Below are 16670 nucleotides of genomic sequence, written 5' to 3'. Positions count from 1 at the left end.
CTCGCCCGGCCGTCATCACCCGGACACGCCCGGCCAGTCGCACGAAGTCATCGACCCGTTGTGCGGACGAACGGCCGGTGAGGTGGCTCCCCCACCGGCCGCCCGCCCCCCTTCACCCTCAGGCGCGGACCAGTTCGCGGTCCTCGTCCGGGTCCGACTCCGTACGCAGGCCCTCGCCCTCCACGTCCACGTTGGGCAGCGCGCGGTCCAGCCAGGCCGGGAGCCACCAGGCGCGGCGGCCGAGGATGGCCAGCACGGCCGGGACGATGGCCATGCGGACGATGAAGGCGTCGAAGAAGACCGCGATGGCCAGGCCGAAGCCGATCATCTTGATCATCGCCTCGCTGGAGCCGATGAAGCCGGAGAAGACGGCGATCATGATGACGGCGGCGGCGGTGACGACGCGGGCGCTGTAGCGGAAGCCGGTGACGACCGCCTGGCCCGGGTTCTCCCCGTGGACGTACGCCTCACGCATCCGGGTCACGAGGAACACCTCGTAGTCCATGGCGAGCCCGAAGACCACGCCGACCATGAAGATCGGCATCATCGACATGACCGGTCCGGTCTGCTCGACGTTCATCAGGCCGGACAGCCACCCCCACTGGAAGACCGCGACGACCGCGCCGAGGGCGGCCAGCACGCTGAGCAGGAAGCCGAGGGCCGCCTTCAGCGGGACCAGGATCGAGCGGAACACCACGATCAGCAGGAGGAAGGCGAGGCCGACGACCAGCGCGAGATACGGCAGCAGCGCGTCGTTCAGCTTCTGCGACACGTCGATGTTCATCGCCGTCGCGCCGGTGACCAGCAGCTTCGCGTCCGTCGCGGAGGCGATCGACGCGCTCTTGTCCCGGATCGCGTGCACCAGGTCCTCGGTGGTGGCCGAGGAGGGCTGGGACTTCGGTACGACGGTGATGATCGCGGTGTCGCCCGCCTTGTTCGGCGTGGGCGGGGTGACCGTGACGACGTCCTTCAGGCCCTTGATCTCATTCCCGACCTTGGTGAACGCGGCCTTCTTGTCGGCGCTGCCCTTGGCGTCGACCACGACCATCAGCGGGCCGTTGAAGCCGGGGCCGAAGCCGTCGGAGAGCAGGTCGTAGGCGCGGCGCTGGGTGGTGGAGACGGGCTGGGAGCCGTCGTCGGGGAGACCCAGTTCGAGCGAGGCGGCCGGGACGGCGGCGGCGCCGAGGCCGACCACACCGAGCAGCAGCACCGCGACCGGGCGCCGCACCACGAAACTCGCCCAGCGGGTGCCCATGTTGGGGCGCCCGGACTTCTTCGCGGCGCGTCCCCCGCCGAGCAGCTTGCTCTTCTCGCCCGCGGGCTTGACCGTACGGCCCGCGTAGCCGAGCAGCGCCGGGATCAGGGTGAGCGCGATCAGCACGGCGATGGCGACCGTGCCCGCGGCGGCCACGCCCATCTTGGTCAGCATCGGGATGTTGACGACGGAGAGCCCGACCAGCGCGATGACGACGGTGAGGCCCGCGAAGACCACCGCCGAGCCCGCCGTACCCACGGCCCGGCCCGCCGCCTCCTCGCGCTCGCGGCCCTCGGCCAGTTCGGCGCGGTAGCGGGAGACGATGAAGAGGGCGTAGTCGATGCCGACCGCGAGGCCGATCATCGTGGCCAGGGTGGAGGTGGTGGAGCCCAGGTCGAGCGGGTTGGCGAGCGCGGTGATCGTGGAGACGCCGATGCCGACGCCGATGATCGCGGTGAGCAGCGGCAGCCCGGCCGCGATGAGCGAGCCGAAGGTGATGACGAGGACGACGGCCGCGATGGCGATGCCGATGACCTCGCTGGACCCGGTCTCGGGCGCGGTGGTGAGCGCGTCGCCGCCGATCTCGACCCTCAGCCCGGCGTCCCGCGCGTGCCCGGCGCTCTCCTTGAGGGCGTCCCGCGAGGAGTCCTCCAGCTCCATCCCGGAGACCTTGTACTTCACCGAGGCGTAGGCGATCGTGCCGTCCCGGCTGACCGCCTGCCCGGTGTACGGGTCGGCGACGGAGGCGACCTCGGAGCCGGAGGACAGCTCCTTGACGGTCTTCTGCACGGCCGCCTTGTTGCCGGGGTCGGTCATCTTCTGGCCCGCGGGGGCCTTGAAGACGACGCGGGCGGTGGCACCGTCGGCGCTCATGCCGGGGTAGCGCTGTTCCAGCACGTCGAAGGCGTGCTGTGCCTCGGTGCCGGGGATGGAGAAGGACGAGTTCCCGGCGGGCGGCGCGGAGGCGGCGCCCACCCCGGCGAGGGTGAGCAGCGCGACCCACAGCAGGGCGACGAAGTGCCGTCGCCGGAAGGCGAATCGGCCTAGTTTGTACAGGTAGGTGGCCACGAGGGCGTACTCCCGGTCAGGTCGTGACAGGCATCTGGGCAGGGGTGGTCAGCCCGGCGACGTGAGCGGTGACGTCAGGTGGTGGGCTTGCTGGGGAGGGGTCGGTCAGGTGGTGGTGGGGACGCCGAGGGCGGGGAGGATCACGGCGTCGATGTACGAGCTGAGGAAGTCCTGCGTGGGGGGCTGCTCGTCGATGAGCGCCCGGGTGGCGAACGCGCCGATCATCATGTGCACCACGAAGGGCAGCGCCGGGTTGTCCGGGGCCACCTCGCCCCGGTCCACGGCCCGCGCCAGCATCCCGCGCAGTTCGGTGATCTCGGGCTCGATGACCTGCTCACGGAAGGCGTGCAGCAGGTCCGGGTTGGTGTGGGTGGCCATGGCCAGACCCCGCATCAGCGCGGTGTTCTGCTCCATGGCGCAGTCGTCCTCGCGGTGCACGAGGGCGTGGAAGTCGGCGCGCAGCGAGCCGGTGTCCACGTCGCCGATCCGGCCGGGTTTGCTGTGCCGGATCGCCCGGACGACCAGTTCGGCCTTGCCGCCCCACTGGCGGTAGAGCGTGGCCTTGCTGGAGCGGGTGCGGGCGGCGACGGCGTCCATGGTGAGGGCGTCGTAGCCGACCTCGCGGAGCAGGTCGAGGACCGCCTCGTACAGCTCGGCCGCGCGCTCGGGCGTGATCCGGCTGCGACGTGCGGTGGCGGCGTCGGTCATCCGCCTCACCTCTCCCGCTCATAGGGATGACGCTGTACGGGACTCCGTACAGGATGAAGGTACCCCGGCCATCTGAGAAACGAAACCGTTTCGTACCGGGCCGGAGGGTGTCCTGCGTCACGGCGTGCCGTCCCGCACGAGTTGCTGTGCCTCCCGCGCCGGAAAAGCATGGATGGGTGAGCTATCTGCGGCTTCCCCACATCAGTGACGATCTGCTGTGCTTCGTGGCCGAGGACGACCTCTGGCTGGCGCCGCTCGACGAACCGGGCCGCCCCTGGCGGCTCACCGCGGACCGCACCAAGGCCGGACACCCCCGTTTCTCGCCCGACGGCAAGCAGATCGCCTTCACGAGCTGGCGCAGCCTGGTGCCCGAGATCCACCTGGTGGACGTGGCCGGCGGGCCCGCGCGGCAGCTGACGTACTGGGGCAGCGCCGACACCCAGGTGTGCGGCTGGACGCCCCCGGACCAGCACGGGAACAGCGACATCCTGGCCGTCGCCTCGCACGGGCAGCCCTTCTCCTACTTCACCTGGGCCCACAAGATCGGCACCGACGGCGGTCCCGGCGGGCGCCTGCCGTGGGGCCCGGTCGGTGACATCCAGGTCGCGGACACGGCCGGTGAGCACCAGACCCTGCTGCTCACCGGCACGCCCCCGCACGAACCGGCGTCCTGGAAGCGGTACCGGGGCGGCGCCATGGGGCGGCTGTGGCTCCAGGGGCGGCGGCTGCTGGAGGACATCGACGGCCAACTCTCCTCCCCGATGTTCGTCGCCGGACGCATCGCCTTCCTCTCCGACCACGAGGGCATCGGCAACCTCTACTCCGTCGCTCCCGACGGCACCGACCTGCGCCGTCACACCGACCACGACGCCTTCTACGCCCGGCACGCCGCGACCGACGGCGAGCGGGTGGTCTACCAGTGCGCCGGTGACCTCTGGATCGTGGACGACCTCTCCCCCACCGGCACCCCGCGCAAGCTCGACATCGACCTGGGCGGCTCCGCCCCCGGCCGCCGCCCCTATCAGGTGCCCGCCGCGCACAACGTGGACGGCCTCTCCGTGGACGAGACCGGCCGGGCCAGCGCGGTGACCGTCCGGGGCAGCCTGTACTGGCTCACCCACCGCGACGGCCCCGCCCGCACCATCGCCGACACCCCCGGCGTCCGGGTCCGCCTGCCGGAGATGCTGGGTTCGACCGGGCAGCTCGCCTACGTCACCGACGCCGAGGGCGACGACGCGGTGGCCATCGCCCAGCTTCCGCGCGCCACCGGCGGCCGCGAGCCCCGGCTGCTCGGCGAGGGCAGGCTCGGCCGGGTGCTGGAGCTGGTCTCCGACCCGGAGGGCGAACGGCTGGCGGTCGCCTCGAACGACGGCCGCCTGCTGCTGATCGATGTCGCCGAGGACGAAGAAGGCACCGAGGGCCGCGAGCCCGGCACCGTCACCGAGCTGATCCGCTCCGACAACGGCCCCGTCCGCGACCTCGCCTTCTCCCCCGACGGCGCCTGGCTCACCTGGTCCCACCCCGGCATCGGCCGCTCCCTGCGCCAGATCAAGCTGGCCCGCATCAAGGACCGCATGGTCATCGACGTGACCAACGGCCGCTTCGAGGACGAGAACCCCGTCTTCACCAGCGACGGCCGCTACCTCGCCTTCCTCTCCTGGCGCGGCTTCGACCCGGTGTACGACGTGCACACCGGCGACCTGTCCTTCCCGCTCGGCTGCCGTCCCTACCTGGTCCCGCTGAACTCGGCCACGCCCTCCCCGTTCGCGCTCAACCCCGAGGGGCGTCCGGCGGCGGGCGGGCTCGATCCGCTGGAGGCGGGGTCCGGCGAGGGCGGCACGGTGACCGTGGAGGTGGAGGGGCTGGAGAACCGGGTCACGCCGTTCCCGGTGATGTCCTCCAAGTACTCCGCGCTGCGCCCGGTCGCGGGCGGCGGGCTGGTCTGGCTGCGCTGGCCGATCTCCGGCGCGCTGGGCGAGACCTTCGTCAACCCGGCCGACATCAGCGGCAGACCCACCCTGGAGCACTTCAACATCAGCAAGGCGAAGAAGTCCGAACTGGTCGGCCACCTCGACTGGTTCGAGGTGAGCGGCGACGGCACCCGGCTGGTCGTGGTGGACGAGGGCGACCTGCGCGCGGTGCCCGCCACCGAGCCCGGCGACAGCGACAGCACTGTCTGGATGGACCTGCGCCGCATCCTGCACGAGGTGGACCCGGCCGCCGAGTGGCGGGGCGCCTACGGCGAGGCGGGGCGGATCATCCGGGACTACTTCTGGGACCCCGGCATGTGCGGGATCGACTGGACCGCGATGCTGGAGCAGTACCGCCCGCTGGTCGAACGGGTCACCTCCCCCGACGAGTTCGCCGACCTGATGCGGGAGGTCCTCGGCGAGCTGGGCACGTCGCACGCCTACGTCACCCCGGCCCGCCGCAACGAGGGCCCGCCGCACTACCAGCGCCGCCAAGGCCTGCTGGGCGCCAACTTCGTGTGCCGGGACGGCTCGTGGATGGTCGCCCGCATCCTGGACGGCGACTCCTCCGACTCCCGCGCCCGCTCCCCGCTGGCCGGCATGGGCATCCGCGAGGGCTGCGTACTGACCCATGTGAACGGGCGTCCGGTGGACCCGGTGACCGGGCCGTACCCGCTGCTCGCCGGGTCCGGCGGCACCACCGTGGACCTCACCTTCGCCCCGCCGCCGGGCGAGCCGGGCGCCCCCCGCCGGATCGCCGTGGTCCCGCTGATCGACGAGCGGCCGCTGCGCTACCAGGACTGGGTGGCCAAACGGCGCGAGGTGGTACGGGAGTTGAGCGGCGGCAAGTGCGGCTATCTGCACATCCCCGACATGGGCGGCTCCGGCTGGGCCCAGTTCAACCGGGATCTGCGGCTGGAGGTGTCCCGGCCTGCGCTGATCGTGGACGTGCGGGGCAACGCGGGCGGGCACATCAGCGAACTGGTGATGGAGAAGCTGACCCGGACCATCCTCGGCTGGGACCTCACCCGGAACGAGCAGCCGGTGTCGTACGCCTCCAACGCGCCGCGCGGGCCGGTCGTGGCGCTCGCGGACGAGGCGACGTCCTCCGACGGCGACATGATCACCGCCGCGTTCAAGCTGCTCGACCTCGGCCCGGTGGTCGGGCAGCGCACCTGGGGCGGGGTCGTCGGCATGACCGGTCGGCACCGGCTGGGGGACAACACGGTGATCACGGTGCCGATGAACGCGGCCTGGTTCGACGAGTACGGCTGGTCGGTGGAGAACCAGGGCGTCACACCCGACCTGGAGGCCCTGCGCACCCCGCTGGACTGGGCCGAGGGCCGCTACGCCCAGCTCGACGACGCGGTGCGGCTCGCGCTGGAGATGCTGGAGACGAACCCGGCCGCGGTGCCGCCCGACTACAGCGACGTACCGGACCGCTCGCGGCCCAAGCTGCCGCCGCGCGAAGCGGGGTGAGCGTGGGCGGAGACAGAGGGGCAAAAAAAGAGGGCGGGACTTCCCGCCACTCACAACGTATAGCGCAAGGGGGGCCTTGCGGCAAGGCCCCCCTCATGCCGCAGAATCGCTCGCCGAGCCCAGAACCTGCGGAAATGAGTGATCCACTACATGTGTGCGCTGCTGTCCGAGCGTGAACCCACGCCCGAGTCCCGCGCGTTCGAGCTGCCCGACCGGCTCGCCGCGAAGGCCGACCCGGCACTGATCGCCGCCGACGAGCGGCACTTCGCGGACATCGCCGAGAGCCTGGAGCGGACCGTCGCCGAGCTGTCCGAGACCCTGGACGCGCTCCGCCGGACGCCCGGAGGCGTGGGCCGGGAGGTGCTGGAACGCGACCTGGAGATCCACCGGCTCACCGCCCGGCTGCGCGCCCTGCGGCGCTTCGGGATCGACCTGTGCCTCGGCCGCATCGTGCACGCCGATGACCCGGAACCGGTCTACATCGGCCGCCTCGGCCTCACCGACAGCACCGGCCGCAGGCTGCTGATCGACTGGCGCTCCCCCGCCGCCGAACCCTTCTTCGCCGCGACCCACGCCCACCCGATGGGCCTGGCCAGCCGCCGCCGCTACCGCTGGACGCGCGGCCGGATCAGCGACTACTGGGACGAGGTGTTCACCGCCGACGGGCTGGAGAACCACGCGGCGCTGGACGACCAGTCCGCGTTCATCGCCACCCTGGGCGGCACCCGTTCGGAGCGGATGCGGGACGTGCTGGCCACCATCCAGTCCGACCAGGACGCCATCATCCGGGCCTCCTCGCGCGGCGCCCTCGTGGTGGACGGCGGCCCCGGCACCGGCAAGACCGTCGTCGCCCTGCACCGCTCCGCCTACCTGCTCCACTCCGACCCGCGCCTCGGGCACCGCCGGGGCGGCGTGCTGTTCGTCGGCCCGCACCAGCCGTACCTGAACTACGTCGCCGACGTGCTGCCGAGCCTCGGCGAGGAGGGGGTCCGCACCTGCACCGTGCGGGACCTGGTCGCCGAGGGTGCCACGGCGGGCGTCGAGGCGGACCCGGAGGTGGCCCGGCTGAAGGCGTCGGCGGAGCTGGTGAAGGGCATCGAGAAGGCGGTCCGCTTCTACGAGACCCCGCCCACCGAGCCCCTGATCGTCACCACCCCCTGGGGCGACCTGCACCTGACGGCCGCCGACTGGGCCGAGGCGTTCGAGGCCGCGGAGACGGGCGTACCGCACAACGACGCCCGCGACCTGATCTGGGAGGCGCTCGTCACGATCCTGAAGGACCAGCTGAAGGAGGAGGTCCCGGCCAGGCTGCTGCGCCGGGCTCTCGCCTCCGACAGCGAGCTGACCGGCACCCTCCGGCGCGCCTGGCCCCTGCTGGAGGCGGCCGACGTGGTGGGCGACCTGTGGACGGTCCCGGCCTATCTGCGGATGTGCGCCCCCTGGCTCACCCCCGACGAGGTGCGCCTGCTGCGCCGTACCGACCCGCAGGCGTGGACGGTGTCCGACCTGCCGCTGCTGGACGCGGCCCGGCAGCGGCTCGGTGACCCCGAGACCTCCCGGAAGAAGCGCCGCCAGGCCGTCACGGTGGCCGTCGAGCGGGAGCGGATGTCCGCCGTCATCGACAGCGTGATCGCGGCCGACCCCGACGGCGAGGGCGCGGTGACCATGCTGCACGGGCAGGACCTCCAGGAAAGCCTGGTCGACGAGGGCGCGCTGGCCGCGATCGAGGCGGACGCGCTGGCCGGGCCGTTCGCGCACATCGTGGTGGACGAGGCGCAGGAGCTGACCGACGCCGAGTGGCAGATGCTGCTGCTGCGCTGCCCGTCCCGGAGCCTCACCATCGTGGGCGACCGCGCACAGGCCCGGCACGGCTTCACCGAGTCGTGGCGGGAGCGACTCGCGCGGGTCGGTCTCAGCCGGGTGGAGGTGGCCTCGCTGAGCATCAACTACCGCACCCCGGAAGAGGTGATGGCGGAGGCGGAGCCGGTGATCCTCGCGGCCCTCCCGGACGCCAACGTGCCCACCTCGGTACGCGCCAACGGCATCCCGGTCACCTACGGCCCGGTGGCGGACCTGGACCGGGTCCTCGACGACTGGCTGGCCGAGAACGCCGAGGGCACCGCCTGCGTCATCGGCGATCCCGCGTTCCAGGAGCGCCCCCGCGTCCGGTCGCTGACCCCGGAGCTGGCGAAGGGGCTGGAGTTCGATCTGGTCGTGCTGGTGGACCCGGACGGCTTCGGCGAGGGCATCGAGGGCGCGGTGGACCGCTATGTGGCGATGACCCGCGCCACCCAGCGGCTCGTGGTGCTGGGCGCCTGACCCGCGCCGGGGCGGGGCACCCGGACGTGCCGGGTGCCCCGCCGCGTGGCTGCTTCAGCCGGATCTGCCGCGTCAGGCGGTGTGGTCCGGGTCGAAGCGGTCCTCCGTGTCCCGCATGCCGCCCTCGGCGCGGTCACGCTGGGGCTGGTGGGCGCGCTCCTGCTGACCGCGCTCCTGCTGGCCGCGCTGGCCGGCCTTCTCGCGGGCCTGGCCAGCCTTCTCCTTGGCCTGGTCCTGCATCTTGCGGGACTTCTCCTGGAACTGGTCCTTCATACCCATGTGGGTTCACATCCCTGGTGAGAACGGTTGCGGCCCCGGTGGGGCCTCGACCAGATTCACACGGGCGAACACCCTCCGCATGTCGATCAGTTACGCTGCGTAGCGCGGGCCTGTTCGTCGGCCGCGCCGCCCGCCCCGACCAGCCCTGAGCGCATGCCGGTCAGCCGGTCCGCGTACCGGCGCATCTCGCGCTGGCCGACGGTGCCGATGAGCGCCGGGAGGTAGCCGCGCACGCCCTGCATGCCGCGCAGCCACCACTGGCCGTACACGTGCGCCGAGCGGCGCTCGATGCCGTCCACCAGCCGGTCGACGGCCGGGCCCAGCGGGTAGGTCTTGTTCGACGGCCAGGGCAGCCGCTGCCTCAACTCCCGCATGACGTCGTCCTGGTCGGCGCCGCGCACCATGTCGGTGTCGGTCCAGGACAGGTAGGCGACACCCACCCGCACGCCCAGGTAGCCGACTTCGCCGCGCAGGCTGTGCGCGTACGCCTCCACGCCGGACTTGGAGGCGCAGTACGCCGTCATCATCGGCGCCGGGGTGATCGCGGCGAGGGAGGCGATCTGGAGCAGGTAGCCGCGGCTCTCGGTGAGCACCGGCAGGAAGGCGCGGGCGGTGACGGCCGAGCCGATGAGGTTGACCTCGATCACCCGCCGCCAGGCCACCGGGTCGGAGTCGGCGAACGGACCGCCGCTCGCCACACCGGCGTTGGCCACCACGATGTCGACCTTGCCGAACCGCTCCTTCACCTCGGCGGCGACCCGGCCCATCGCCTCATGGTCGGTGACGTCGGCGTACCAGTACGCGCTCTCGCCGTACAGCCGCTCGGAGACGGCCTTCAGCTCGTCCTCCTCCAGCCCGACCAGGGCCACCTTGGCGCCGCGCGCGGAGAGTTTGCGGGCGAGCAGCTCGCCGACACCGCGTGCCGCACCGGTGACGACGGCCACCTGTCCTTCGAGTCCGACCTTGCTCATGCGCCCTCCTCCAGGCCGACGGGGATGCTCCCCGTGACGTACGTGGTGACGAGTTCCCGTATCCGGCCGGTCACCGCTTCCGGCGCCTCCACCGGGGTCATGTGTCCGACGCCGAACAGCTCGGTGGAACCGGCGCAGTTGGGCAGCTCGGCCACGAGCGCGCGGGCGTGCGACGAGGGGGTGAGGCGGTCGGCGGTGCCGTGCAGCACGGCGGTGGGCACGGTCAACTGCCGTACGCCGTGGTCGAGATCGAGCCGGTCCAGCACCCCGCCCCAGGCGTGCCGGGCGTTGCGCGGGCAGGCGTGCACGATCCGGGCGCACGCGTCCACCAGGTGCGGGGCCGAACCGGGGCCCATGGTCGCGTACTTGAGGATCTTCTTCGCGAGCGGGGTGACCGGGCCGAGCGGCAGGGACGAGCCGAGGATGCGGCCGGTGAGCCAGGTGCGGGCGCGTCCGGCGCGCAGCGGCACCACGCGCGCCTCGGCGGTGAGCCGTCCGCTGCCGGTGCTGCACAGCAGCGCGGCGGCCGCGTGCTCCTGGAAACGGGGGCGGCCCGAGGCGGACATGATCGTCATGCCGCCCATGGAGTGGCCGACGATCAGGGCGCGTTCGCCGGGCGCGAGGGTGGCGGCGAGCACCGCTTCGAGGTCGTCGGCGAGCGCGTCGGTGGAACAGACCGGGCTGTACGGGCTGAGGCCGTGGCCGCGCTGGTCGTAGGCGATGACCCGGTGGTCGCGGGCCAGCTCCTCGATCTGGGCGGCCCAGAAGGCGGTGGAGCAGGTCCAGCCGTGGGAGAGGACGACCGCGGGCGCGTCCTCGGGGCCGTGCACCTCCACGTGCAGGCGGGCGCCGTTGGTGGAGGCGACTTCCAGGGTGCGGCTCATGCGGTGGCCTCGCTCGGGACGGCGGTCTGCTCGGCCTGCGCGGGCTTGCGCAGCACCTCGTACTCGGTGAGGTCCACGCGGCGGGTGGCCTGGCGGAACTCGGTGGTGGTGCCGGGCCAGACGGTGGTGTTGCGGCCGCTGGCGTCCAGGTACCAGCTGGTGCAGCCGCCGGTGTTCCAGACGGTGCGCTTCATCCGCTCCTGCACCTGCCGGTTCCAGCGGTCGACGGCGGCGGGGCGGGCGTCCAGCGCGGTGCGGCCGCCGAGGGTGTCGAGCTGGCGCAGGTAGTCCGCCAGGTAGTTCAGCTGGGACTCGATCATCAGGATCATCGAGGAGTTGCCCAGGCCGGTGTTGGGCCCGATCACGCTCAGCCAGTTCGGGAACCCGGTCGCCGAACCGCCGCGCAGCGCCGCCATCCCGCCCTTCCACGCCTCGGCGAGCGTGACGCCCCCGACGCCGACCACGCGCTCGGCGATGGGCATGTCGGTGACGTGGAACCCGGTGCCGAAGACGATCGCGTCGACCTCGGTCTCGGTGCCGTCGGCGGCGACCACGGTGGAGCCCCGGACCTCGGTGACCCCGCTGGCGACCACGTCCACGTTGGGCTGGGCGAGCGCCGGGTAGTACGCGCTGGACAGCAGGATGCGCTTGCAGCCGATGCGGTAGTCCGGGGTGAGCTTGGCGCGCAGGGCCGGGTCCTTGATGGCACGGGCCATGTTGCGCTTGGCGAGCTGCTCGACCAGGCCGAGTTCGTCGGGGTGCTTGGTGAACGCCTGCACCTGGAGTTCCCGGATGCCCCAGAGCAGCCCGCGCCGCAGCCGGGCGGTGAAGGGCAGCGCCTGGTGCAGCTTGCGCTCTGCGGCGCCGATGGCGCGGTCCATGCGGGGCATCACCCAGGGCGGGGTGCGCTGGAAGACGGTGAGCTTGCTGACCTGGGGCTGGATCGAGGGCACGATCTGGATCGCGGAGGCGCCGGTGCCGACCATGGCGACGCGCTTGCCGCGCAGGTCGTAGTCGTGGTCCCAGCGGGCGGAGTGGAACACCCGGCCGGGGAACGAGTCCAGCCCCGGGATCGCCGGGATCTTCGGGTCGGACAGCGGGCCGGTGGCGGAGACCACCATGTCGGCGGTGAGGGAGCCGCTCGCGGTCTCGATGTGCCAGCGCAGCTCGTTCTCGTCCCAGGTCATCAGCTTGACCTCGGAGTCGAAGCGCAGATGCGGGCGGAGCCCGAAGTCGTCGGCGACGCGCTCCAGGTAGGCGCGGATGTGCTCCTGCCCGGAGAAGGTGCGCGGCCAGTCGGGGTTGGGGGCGAAGGAGAAGGAGTACAGGTGCGACGGCACGTCGCAGGCGCAGCCGGGGTAGCTGTTGTCCCGCCAGGTCCCGCCGACGCCGCCGGCCCGCTCCAGGACGACGAAGTCGGTGATCCCCTCCCGGCGCAGCCGCACGGCGGCCCCCAGCCCGCCGAACCCGGACCCGATCACCGCCACCCGTACATGCTCGTGCTCGGCCATCCCGACGCCTCCACGCATCCTCGGACTCCGCCAGTGAACACTGGCGCAATGGGACTGTAGAGCAGCTCCGTACTGAGCGGTAGGGGGCGCGGGAAGGAAAGTTACCGGCGGTACGCCATAGGCTGCGGGCGTGGCAGAAGACGGCGGACACAGCGACGGGCAGCCCGGCGGGCGCGAGTACCGCATGGAGGAGCTGGCGCACATCGCCGGGATCACCGTGCGCACCCTGCGCTTCTACCGCGAGCGCAGACTGATCCCGCCGCCCCGCCGCGAGGGCCGTATCGCCTGGTACGACGACCATCACCTGGCCCGGCTGCGCACCATCGCGGCGCTGCTGGAGCGCGGGCACACGCTGAACGGCATAGCGGAGCTGGCGGAGGCGCTGGACAACGGCCGGGACGTGGCCGACGTGCTGGGCGTCGCCCCGCCCACCGAGGAGGAGCCGGTCCGGCTGACCCCGGAGGAGCTGGCGGCCCGCTTCGAGGGCGACGTCACCCCGGAGAACCTGGCGGCCGCGATGAACCTCGGCTACGTCGGCACCGACGGCGACGAGATCGTGCACATCAGCCGACGCCTGCTGGACGTCTCCTCGGCGCTGGTCCGCGAGGGCATCCCGCTGGCCGAGGTGCTGGCGGCGGGCGCCCGGGTGCGTGAGCACGCCGACGCGCTGGCCGCCCTCTTCGGCGAGCTGATCCTCCGGCACGCCCCGGAGGACTCCCTGCACCGCCTGCGCCCGCTGGCCCGCAGCGTGGTGGAGGCGGAACTCTCGCTGGCGCTGGACCGGCGGCTCAGCAAACGGGACTAACGCTCGTAGACGACCGTGACGGGTGCGTGGTCGGACCAGCGCTCGGTATGGGTGGCCGCGCGCTCCACGTACCCCTTGACCGCCTTCGCTGCGAGGCCCGCGGTGGCCAGGTGGTAGTCGATGCGCCAGCCGGAGTCGTTGTCGAAGGCGCGGCCCCGGTAGGACCACCAGCTGTACGGGCCCTCGACGCCGGGGTGCAGGGCACGGACGACGTCCACGTACCCGCCGTCCTCGGGGGCGAGCACCTGGCTCAGCCACTCCCGCTCCTCGGGCAGGAACCCGGAGTTCTTGGTGTTGCCGCGCCAGTTCTTGAGGTCGGCCTGCTGGTGGGCGATGTTCCAGTCACCGCAGACCAGGACCTCACGGCCCTCGGCGGCGGCCCGCTCGCGCAGCCCCTTCAGATGGCCCAGGAACTCGCCCATGAAGCGGACCTTCTCGTCCTGCCGCTCGGTGCCGACCTCGCCCGAGGGCAGATACAGCGAGGCGATCGTCACACCGGGCAGGTCGGCCTCGACATAGCGGCCGGTGCCGTCGAACTCCGCCGAGCCGAAGCCGACGCGGACGCGGTCGGGCTCACGGCGGGAGTAGAGGGAGACGCCCGCGCGACCCTTGGCGGCGGCGGGCGCGTGCACCACGTGCCAGCCCTCGGGCTGCCGTACCTGCTCAGGGAGTTGCTGCGGCTCCGCGCGCACCTCCTGCAGGCAGACCACGTCCGCGGAGGTCTGGTCCAGCCACTCCACGAAGCCCTTCTTGGCGGCGGCCCGCAATCCGTTCACATTCACCGAGGTCACAGTCAGCACCCCGGCACGATACCGGCACACTGGTGGAGTCCGATGCCCGCTCACCGCATAGAAGTACGATGCCCAGCATGAATATACGCCGCGTCCGCTTCGACCACCCCGACGCCGTGAAGCTCAACGACGAGGTCCAGGCCGAGTACCACGTGCGCTACGGCGACGGCGGCGACGCCACCTCGCTCGACCCGGCCGACTTCGAGCCGCCCAGAGGCGCCTACCTGATCGCCTACGACGAGCGGCACCGCCCGGTCGCCACCGGCGGCTGGCGCAGCCAGGACCTGAACGGTGAGGGCAACCAGGACGGCGACGCCGAGCTGAAGCGCATGTTCGTCATCGAGCAGATGCGCGGCCACGGCCTGGCCCGCCGCATCCTCGCGGAACTGGAGGCGGACGCCCGCGCGGCCGGCCGCATCCGCATGGTCCTGGAGACCGGCACCGAACAGCCCGAGGCCGTCGCCCTGTACCTCTCCAGCGGCTACACCCCGTGCGCCAAGTTCGGCTACTACCGCCACCACGAGAACAGCCTCTGCTACGCGAAGCCGCTCGGGGCGCCGGAGGGCACCAAGTAGCTCGGCTCAGTGGCCTGTTGTCGCAGCACAGGCCACTGCTCTTCCCTGTGACGCGCCTGTGACGTGATGGCGATCACTCCACCGAAAATCGGAACATACGATCAGCTCAGTAGCTGCCGCGCCTTTCGGCCCCACCTGACAGTGCAAGCGGATGCGACTCCCCCTCCTCATCATCATCGGGTTCTTACACCTTCTGGAGTCCTTCATGTCTTCGCTCGGTTTCCGACGCAACTCCGCCCTCCGCGCCGGTTTCATAGCCGCCTCTCTGGCCGCCACCGTCCTGCTGCCCGCCGGTGCCGCGTTCGCCGCCGACGGCGCGACGACGAGCCCGAAGGCCGCCACCCCGGCCCCGAGCGGCACGCCGAGCACGCAGGTCGGCACGCCGACCTCGACCACCAAGCCCAGCACCACCGCCAAGCCCAGCACGCCCGCCAAGCCCAGCACGCCCAGCACCACCGCCAAGCCCAGCACGCCCGCCACGCCGAAGAGCCCCGGCGGACAGCAGGCCCCGGTCCTCGTGCGGACCACCACGCTGCCGGGCGGTGCGACGGCCAAGGTCTACAAGCACACCGACCACTACTCGGCCACCATCCTCTTCAAGGGCAAGATCCTCGGTGAGCTGCGCACGGGGAGCGGCTCCGGCGCCCAGCAGAGCGGGGTGTTCAACGGGTTCAAGGTGACCCTGGGTGCGGACGGCGCCCTCACCTCCTCCCTGGAACTGGGCGGCAACGGACAGGCCCCCGGCACCCCGGTCAGCTGCACCGTCACCATCACCCGGAGCATCGGCGCGGGCACCGAGGCCCTGATGACCATCAGCCAGTCGGGTCCCTCGGTGAACTTCCGGGGCGCGGGCGAGACCAAGCTGATGCCGTACCACCTGAACCGTCTGCAGCCGAAGCTCCCGGCGCGCGCGGGCTTCCTGGCCGAGATCCTCGACCCGAGCAGCACCCACCCGCGCCTGCGCACCAACATGGAGGGCGGCGGCCACCCGGCGACCGTCCAGGACTTCCCGCGGCTCCCCAAGGGCTGCGGCTTCTCCTACCCGACCACCTCCACGGGTTCGACGGGTACCACCGGCGGCACCACCACCGGCAGCACCGGGGCCACCTCGGCCAACCAGACGACCGTCGTGCCCAAGGGCAGCGTCGCGGCCGGTTACGAGAGCACCCAGGACAGCGACGCCCCCGTCCTGATGGCGGTCGGCGGGTCCGCCGCCGCCGGGGCCGCGGGCATCGGCTTCGTCGTCCTGCGCCGTCGCGGCACCTCGGCCGCCGGCCGGATCTGACCCGCCGTCCCCACACGGGTGCGGGCCCGCCGCTCGAAGCGGTGGCCCGCACCCGTCGTTCCGTCTGGAGCCAGCCTCATGCAACGCCGCGTCATGACCGCCACGTTCACCCTCGCGCTCGGCCTCGCCCTGGCCGCCTGCGGCACGCAGGACAGCACCGGGCACGCGGCCCCGCCGCCGCCCAGCCCCGTCTCCACCCCGGCCGCCGCACCCGCCAAGTCGGCCGCGCCGATGACCCGTTCGCTCCCGGTCCGGGTCACGATCCCCTCGGCGGGCGTCGACACCGGCCCCGTGCTGAAGCTGGGCCTCGCCGCCGACGGCACGGTGGAGGTCCCCTCCGTCGCGCAGGCCGACCGGATCGGCTGGTACTCCAAGGGCGTCACCCCCGGCGAGACCGGTCCCGCCGTCCTGATCGGGCACTACGACACGGTGAAGGGCCCGGCCGTGCTGCGGAACGTCGGGCGGATCAAGCAGGGCGCCCGGATCACCGTCGCCCGCGCCGACGGCTCCTCCGCCGTCTTCGCCGTCCGCACGGTCGAGCAGGTCGACAAGGACGCCTTCCCCACCGACAAGGTGTACGGCGACACGACCCGCCCCGAACTCCGCCTGATCACCTGCGGCGGAGCCATCGAGAACGGCCACCGCCCGGACAACATCATCGTCTACGGCGACCTGGTGCCCGCCAAGGGCTGACGGCCCGACAGACCCGGAAACGACGAATCCCCGCCCGGTCCGAAGACCGGGCGGGGATTCGTGAACCCTTCCCGAGC

Annotated in this window: 13 protein-coding genes; 6 read left to right on the top strand and 7 right to left on the bottom strand. The window is 72.2% G+C overall.

The genetic code is table 11. The annotated features are described in order from the left end of the window. Positions 1-118: 118 nt before the first annotated feature. The gene (locus ACIPPM_RS26385; protein WP_401452232.1) at positions 119-2323 is read right to left on the bottom strand and encodes an MMPL family transporter; all 2205 of its coding nucleotides are present in this window, start codon (positions 2321-2323) and stop codon (positions 119-121) included. Positions 2324-2428: 105 nt separating this feature from the next. After that, positions 2429-3031, bottom strand: a complete 603-nt coding sequence (locus ACIPPM_RS26380) for a TetR/AcrR family transcriptional regulator (protein WP_401452230.1) — start codon at positions 3029-3031, stop codon at positions 2429-2431. Positions 3032-3207: 176 nt separating this feature from the next. Between ACIPPM_RS26380 and ACIPPM_RS26375 the strand changes: the two genes are divergently transcribed. Both ACIPPM_RS26375 and helR read left to right on the top strand, forming a co-directional pair. Continuing rightward, the gene (locus ACIPPM_RS26375) at positions 3208-6480 is read left to right on the top strand and encodes a S41 family peptidase (RefSeq protein ID WP_401452228.1); all 3273 of its coding nucleotides are present in this window, start codon (positions 3208-3210) and stop codon (positions 6478-6480) included. A 150-nt stretch (positions 6481-6630) separates the two neighbouring features. Continuing rightward, complete coding sequence (gene helR / locus ACIPPM_RS26370; RefSeq protein ID WP_401452491.1) at positions 6631-8799, top strand: RNA polymerase recycling motor ATPase HelR; 2169 nt, start codon at positions 6631-6633, stop codon at positions 8797-8799. A 72-nt stretch (positions 8800-8871) separates the two neighbouring features. Here helR and ACIPPM_RS26365 read toward each other — a convergent pair whose 3' ends face one another. The 4 genes from ACIPPM_RS26365 to ACIPPM_RS26350 all read right to left on the bottom strand — a co-directional run bounded on the left by ACIPPM_RS26365 (position 8872) and on the right by ACIPPM_RS26350 (position 12444). Continuing rightward, positions 8872-9078, bottom strand: a complete 207-nt coding sequence (locus ACIPPM_RS26365; RefSeq protein WP_401452226.1) for a hypothetical protein — start codon at positions 9076-9078, stop codon at positions 8872-8874. 86 nt (positions 9079-9164) lie between these two features. Continuing rightward, on the bottom strand, positions 9165-10049 hold the full coding sequence (locus ACIPPM_RS26360) for an SDR family oxidoreductase (RefSeq protein ID WP_401452224.1): 885 nt from the start codon (positions 10047-10049) through the stop codon (positions 9165-9167). Continuing rightward, complete coding sequence (locus tag ACIPPM_RS26355) at positions 10046-10933, bottom strand: alpha/beta fold hydrolase (protein ID WP_401452222.1); 888 nt, start codon at positions 10931-10933, stop codon at positions 10046-10048. Before ACIPPM_RS26355 ends, ACIPPM_RS26360 begins: the two co-directional genes overlap by 4 nt. After that, a complete protein-coding gene (locus tag ACIPPM_RS26350) occupies positions 10930-12444 on the bottom strand; it encodes a flavin-containing monooxygenase (protein WP_401452220.1) in 1515 nt (504 codons plus the stop codon). The genes ACIPPM_RS26355 and ACIPPM_RS26350 overlap by 4 nt, the downstream gene beginning before the upstream one ends. Before the next feature lie 184 nt (positions 12445-12628). Here ACIPPM_RS26350 and ACIPPM_RS26345 point away from each other — a divergent pair, with 184 nt between their 5' ends. Further along, the gene (locus ACIPPM_RS26345) at positions 12629-13249 is read left to right on the top strand and encodes a MerR family transcriptional regulator (protein ID WP_401452489.1); all 621 of its coding nucleotides are present in this window, start codon (positions 12629-12631) and stop codon (positions 13247-13249) included. Here ACIPPM_RS26345 and ACIPPM_RS26340 read toward each other — a convergent pair. Continuing rightward, positions 13246-14049, bottom strand: coding sequence for an exodeoxyribonuclease III (locus ACIPPM_RS26340; RefSeq protein ID WP_401452218.1), 804 nt, complete (start codon positions 14047-14049; stop codon positions 13246-13248). The two genes, ACIPPM_RS26345 and ACIPPM_RS26340, sit on opposite strands and share 4 nt — an antisense overlap. A 68-nt stretch (positions 14050-14117) precedes the next feature. On the opposite strand from ACIPPM_RS26340, the gene ACIPPM_RS26335 reads away from it, so the two are divergent. The 3 genes from ACIPPM_RS26335 to ACIPPM_RS26325 all read left to right on the top strand — a co-directional run bounded on the left by ACIPPM_RS26335 (position 14118) and on the right by ACIPPM_RS26325 (position 16593). Then, the gene (locus ACIPPM_RS26335; RefSeq protein WP_401452216.1) at positions 14118-14615 is read left to right on the top strand and encodes a GNAT family N-acetyltransferase; all 498 of its coding nucleotides are present in this window, start codon (positions 14118-14120) and stop codon (positions 14613-14615) included. A gap of 205 nt (positions 14616-14820) precedes the next feature. Further along, positions 14821-15900 carry a hypothetical protein gene (locus ACIPPM_RS26330; RefSeq protein ID WP_401452214.1) on the top strand — a complete coding sequence of 360 codons (1080 nt, stop codon included), beginning with the start codon at positions 14821-14823 and terminating at the stop codon, positions 15898-15900. 93 nt (positions 15901-15993) lie between these two features. Further along, the gene (locus ACIPPM_RS26325) at positions 15994-16593 is read left to right on the top strand and encodes a class F sortase (RefSeq protein WP_401452212.1); all 600 of its coding nucleotides are present in this window, start codon (positions 15994-15996) and stop codon (positions 16591-16593) included. Positions 16594-16670: the final 77 nt, after the last annotated feature.

The organism is Streptomyces sp. NPDC090119 (assembly GCF_044747085.1).
Classification (GTDB): domain Bacteria; phylum Actinomycetota; class Actinomycetes; order Streptomycetales; family Streptomycetaceae; genus Streptomyces.
This window is presented reverse-complemented; position numbering and strand designations above follow the sequence as displayed.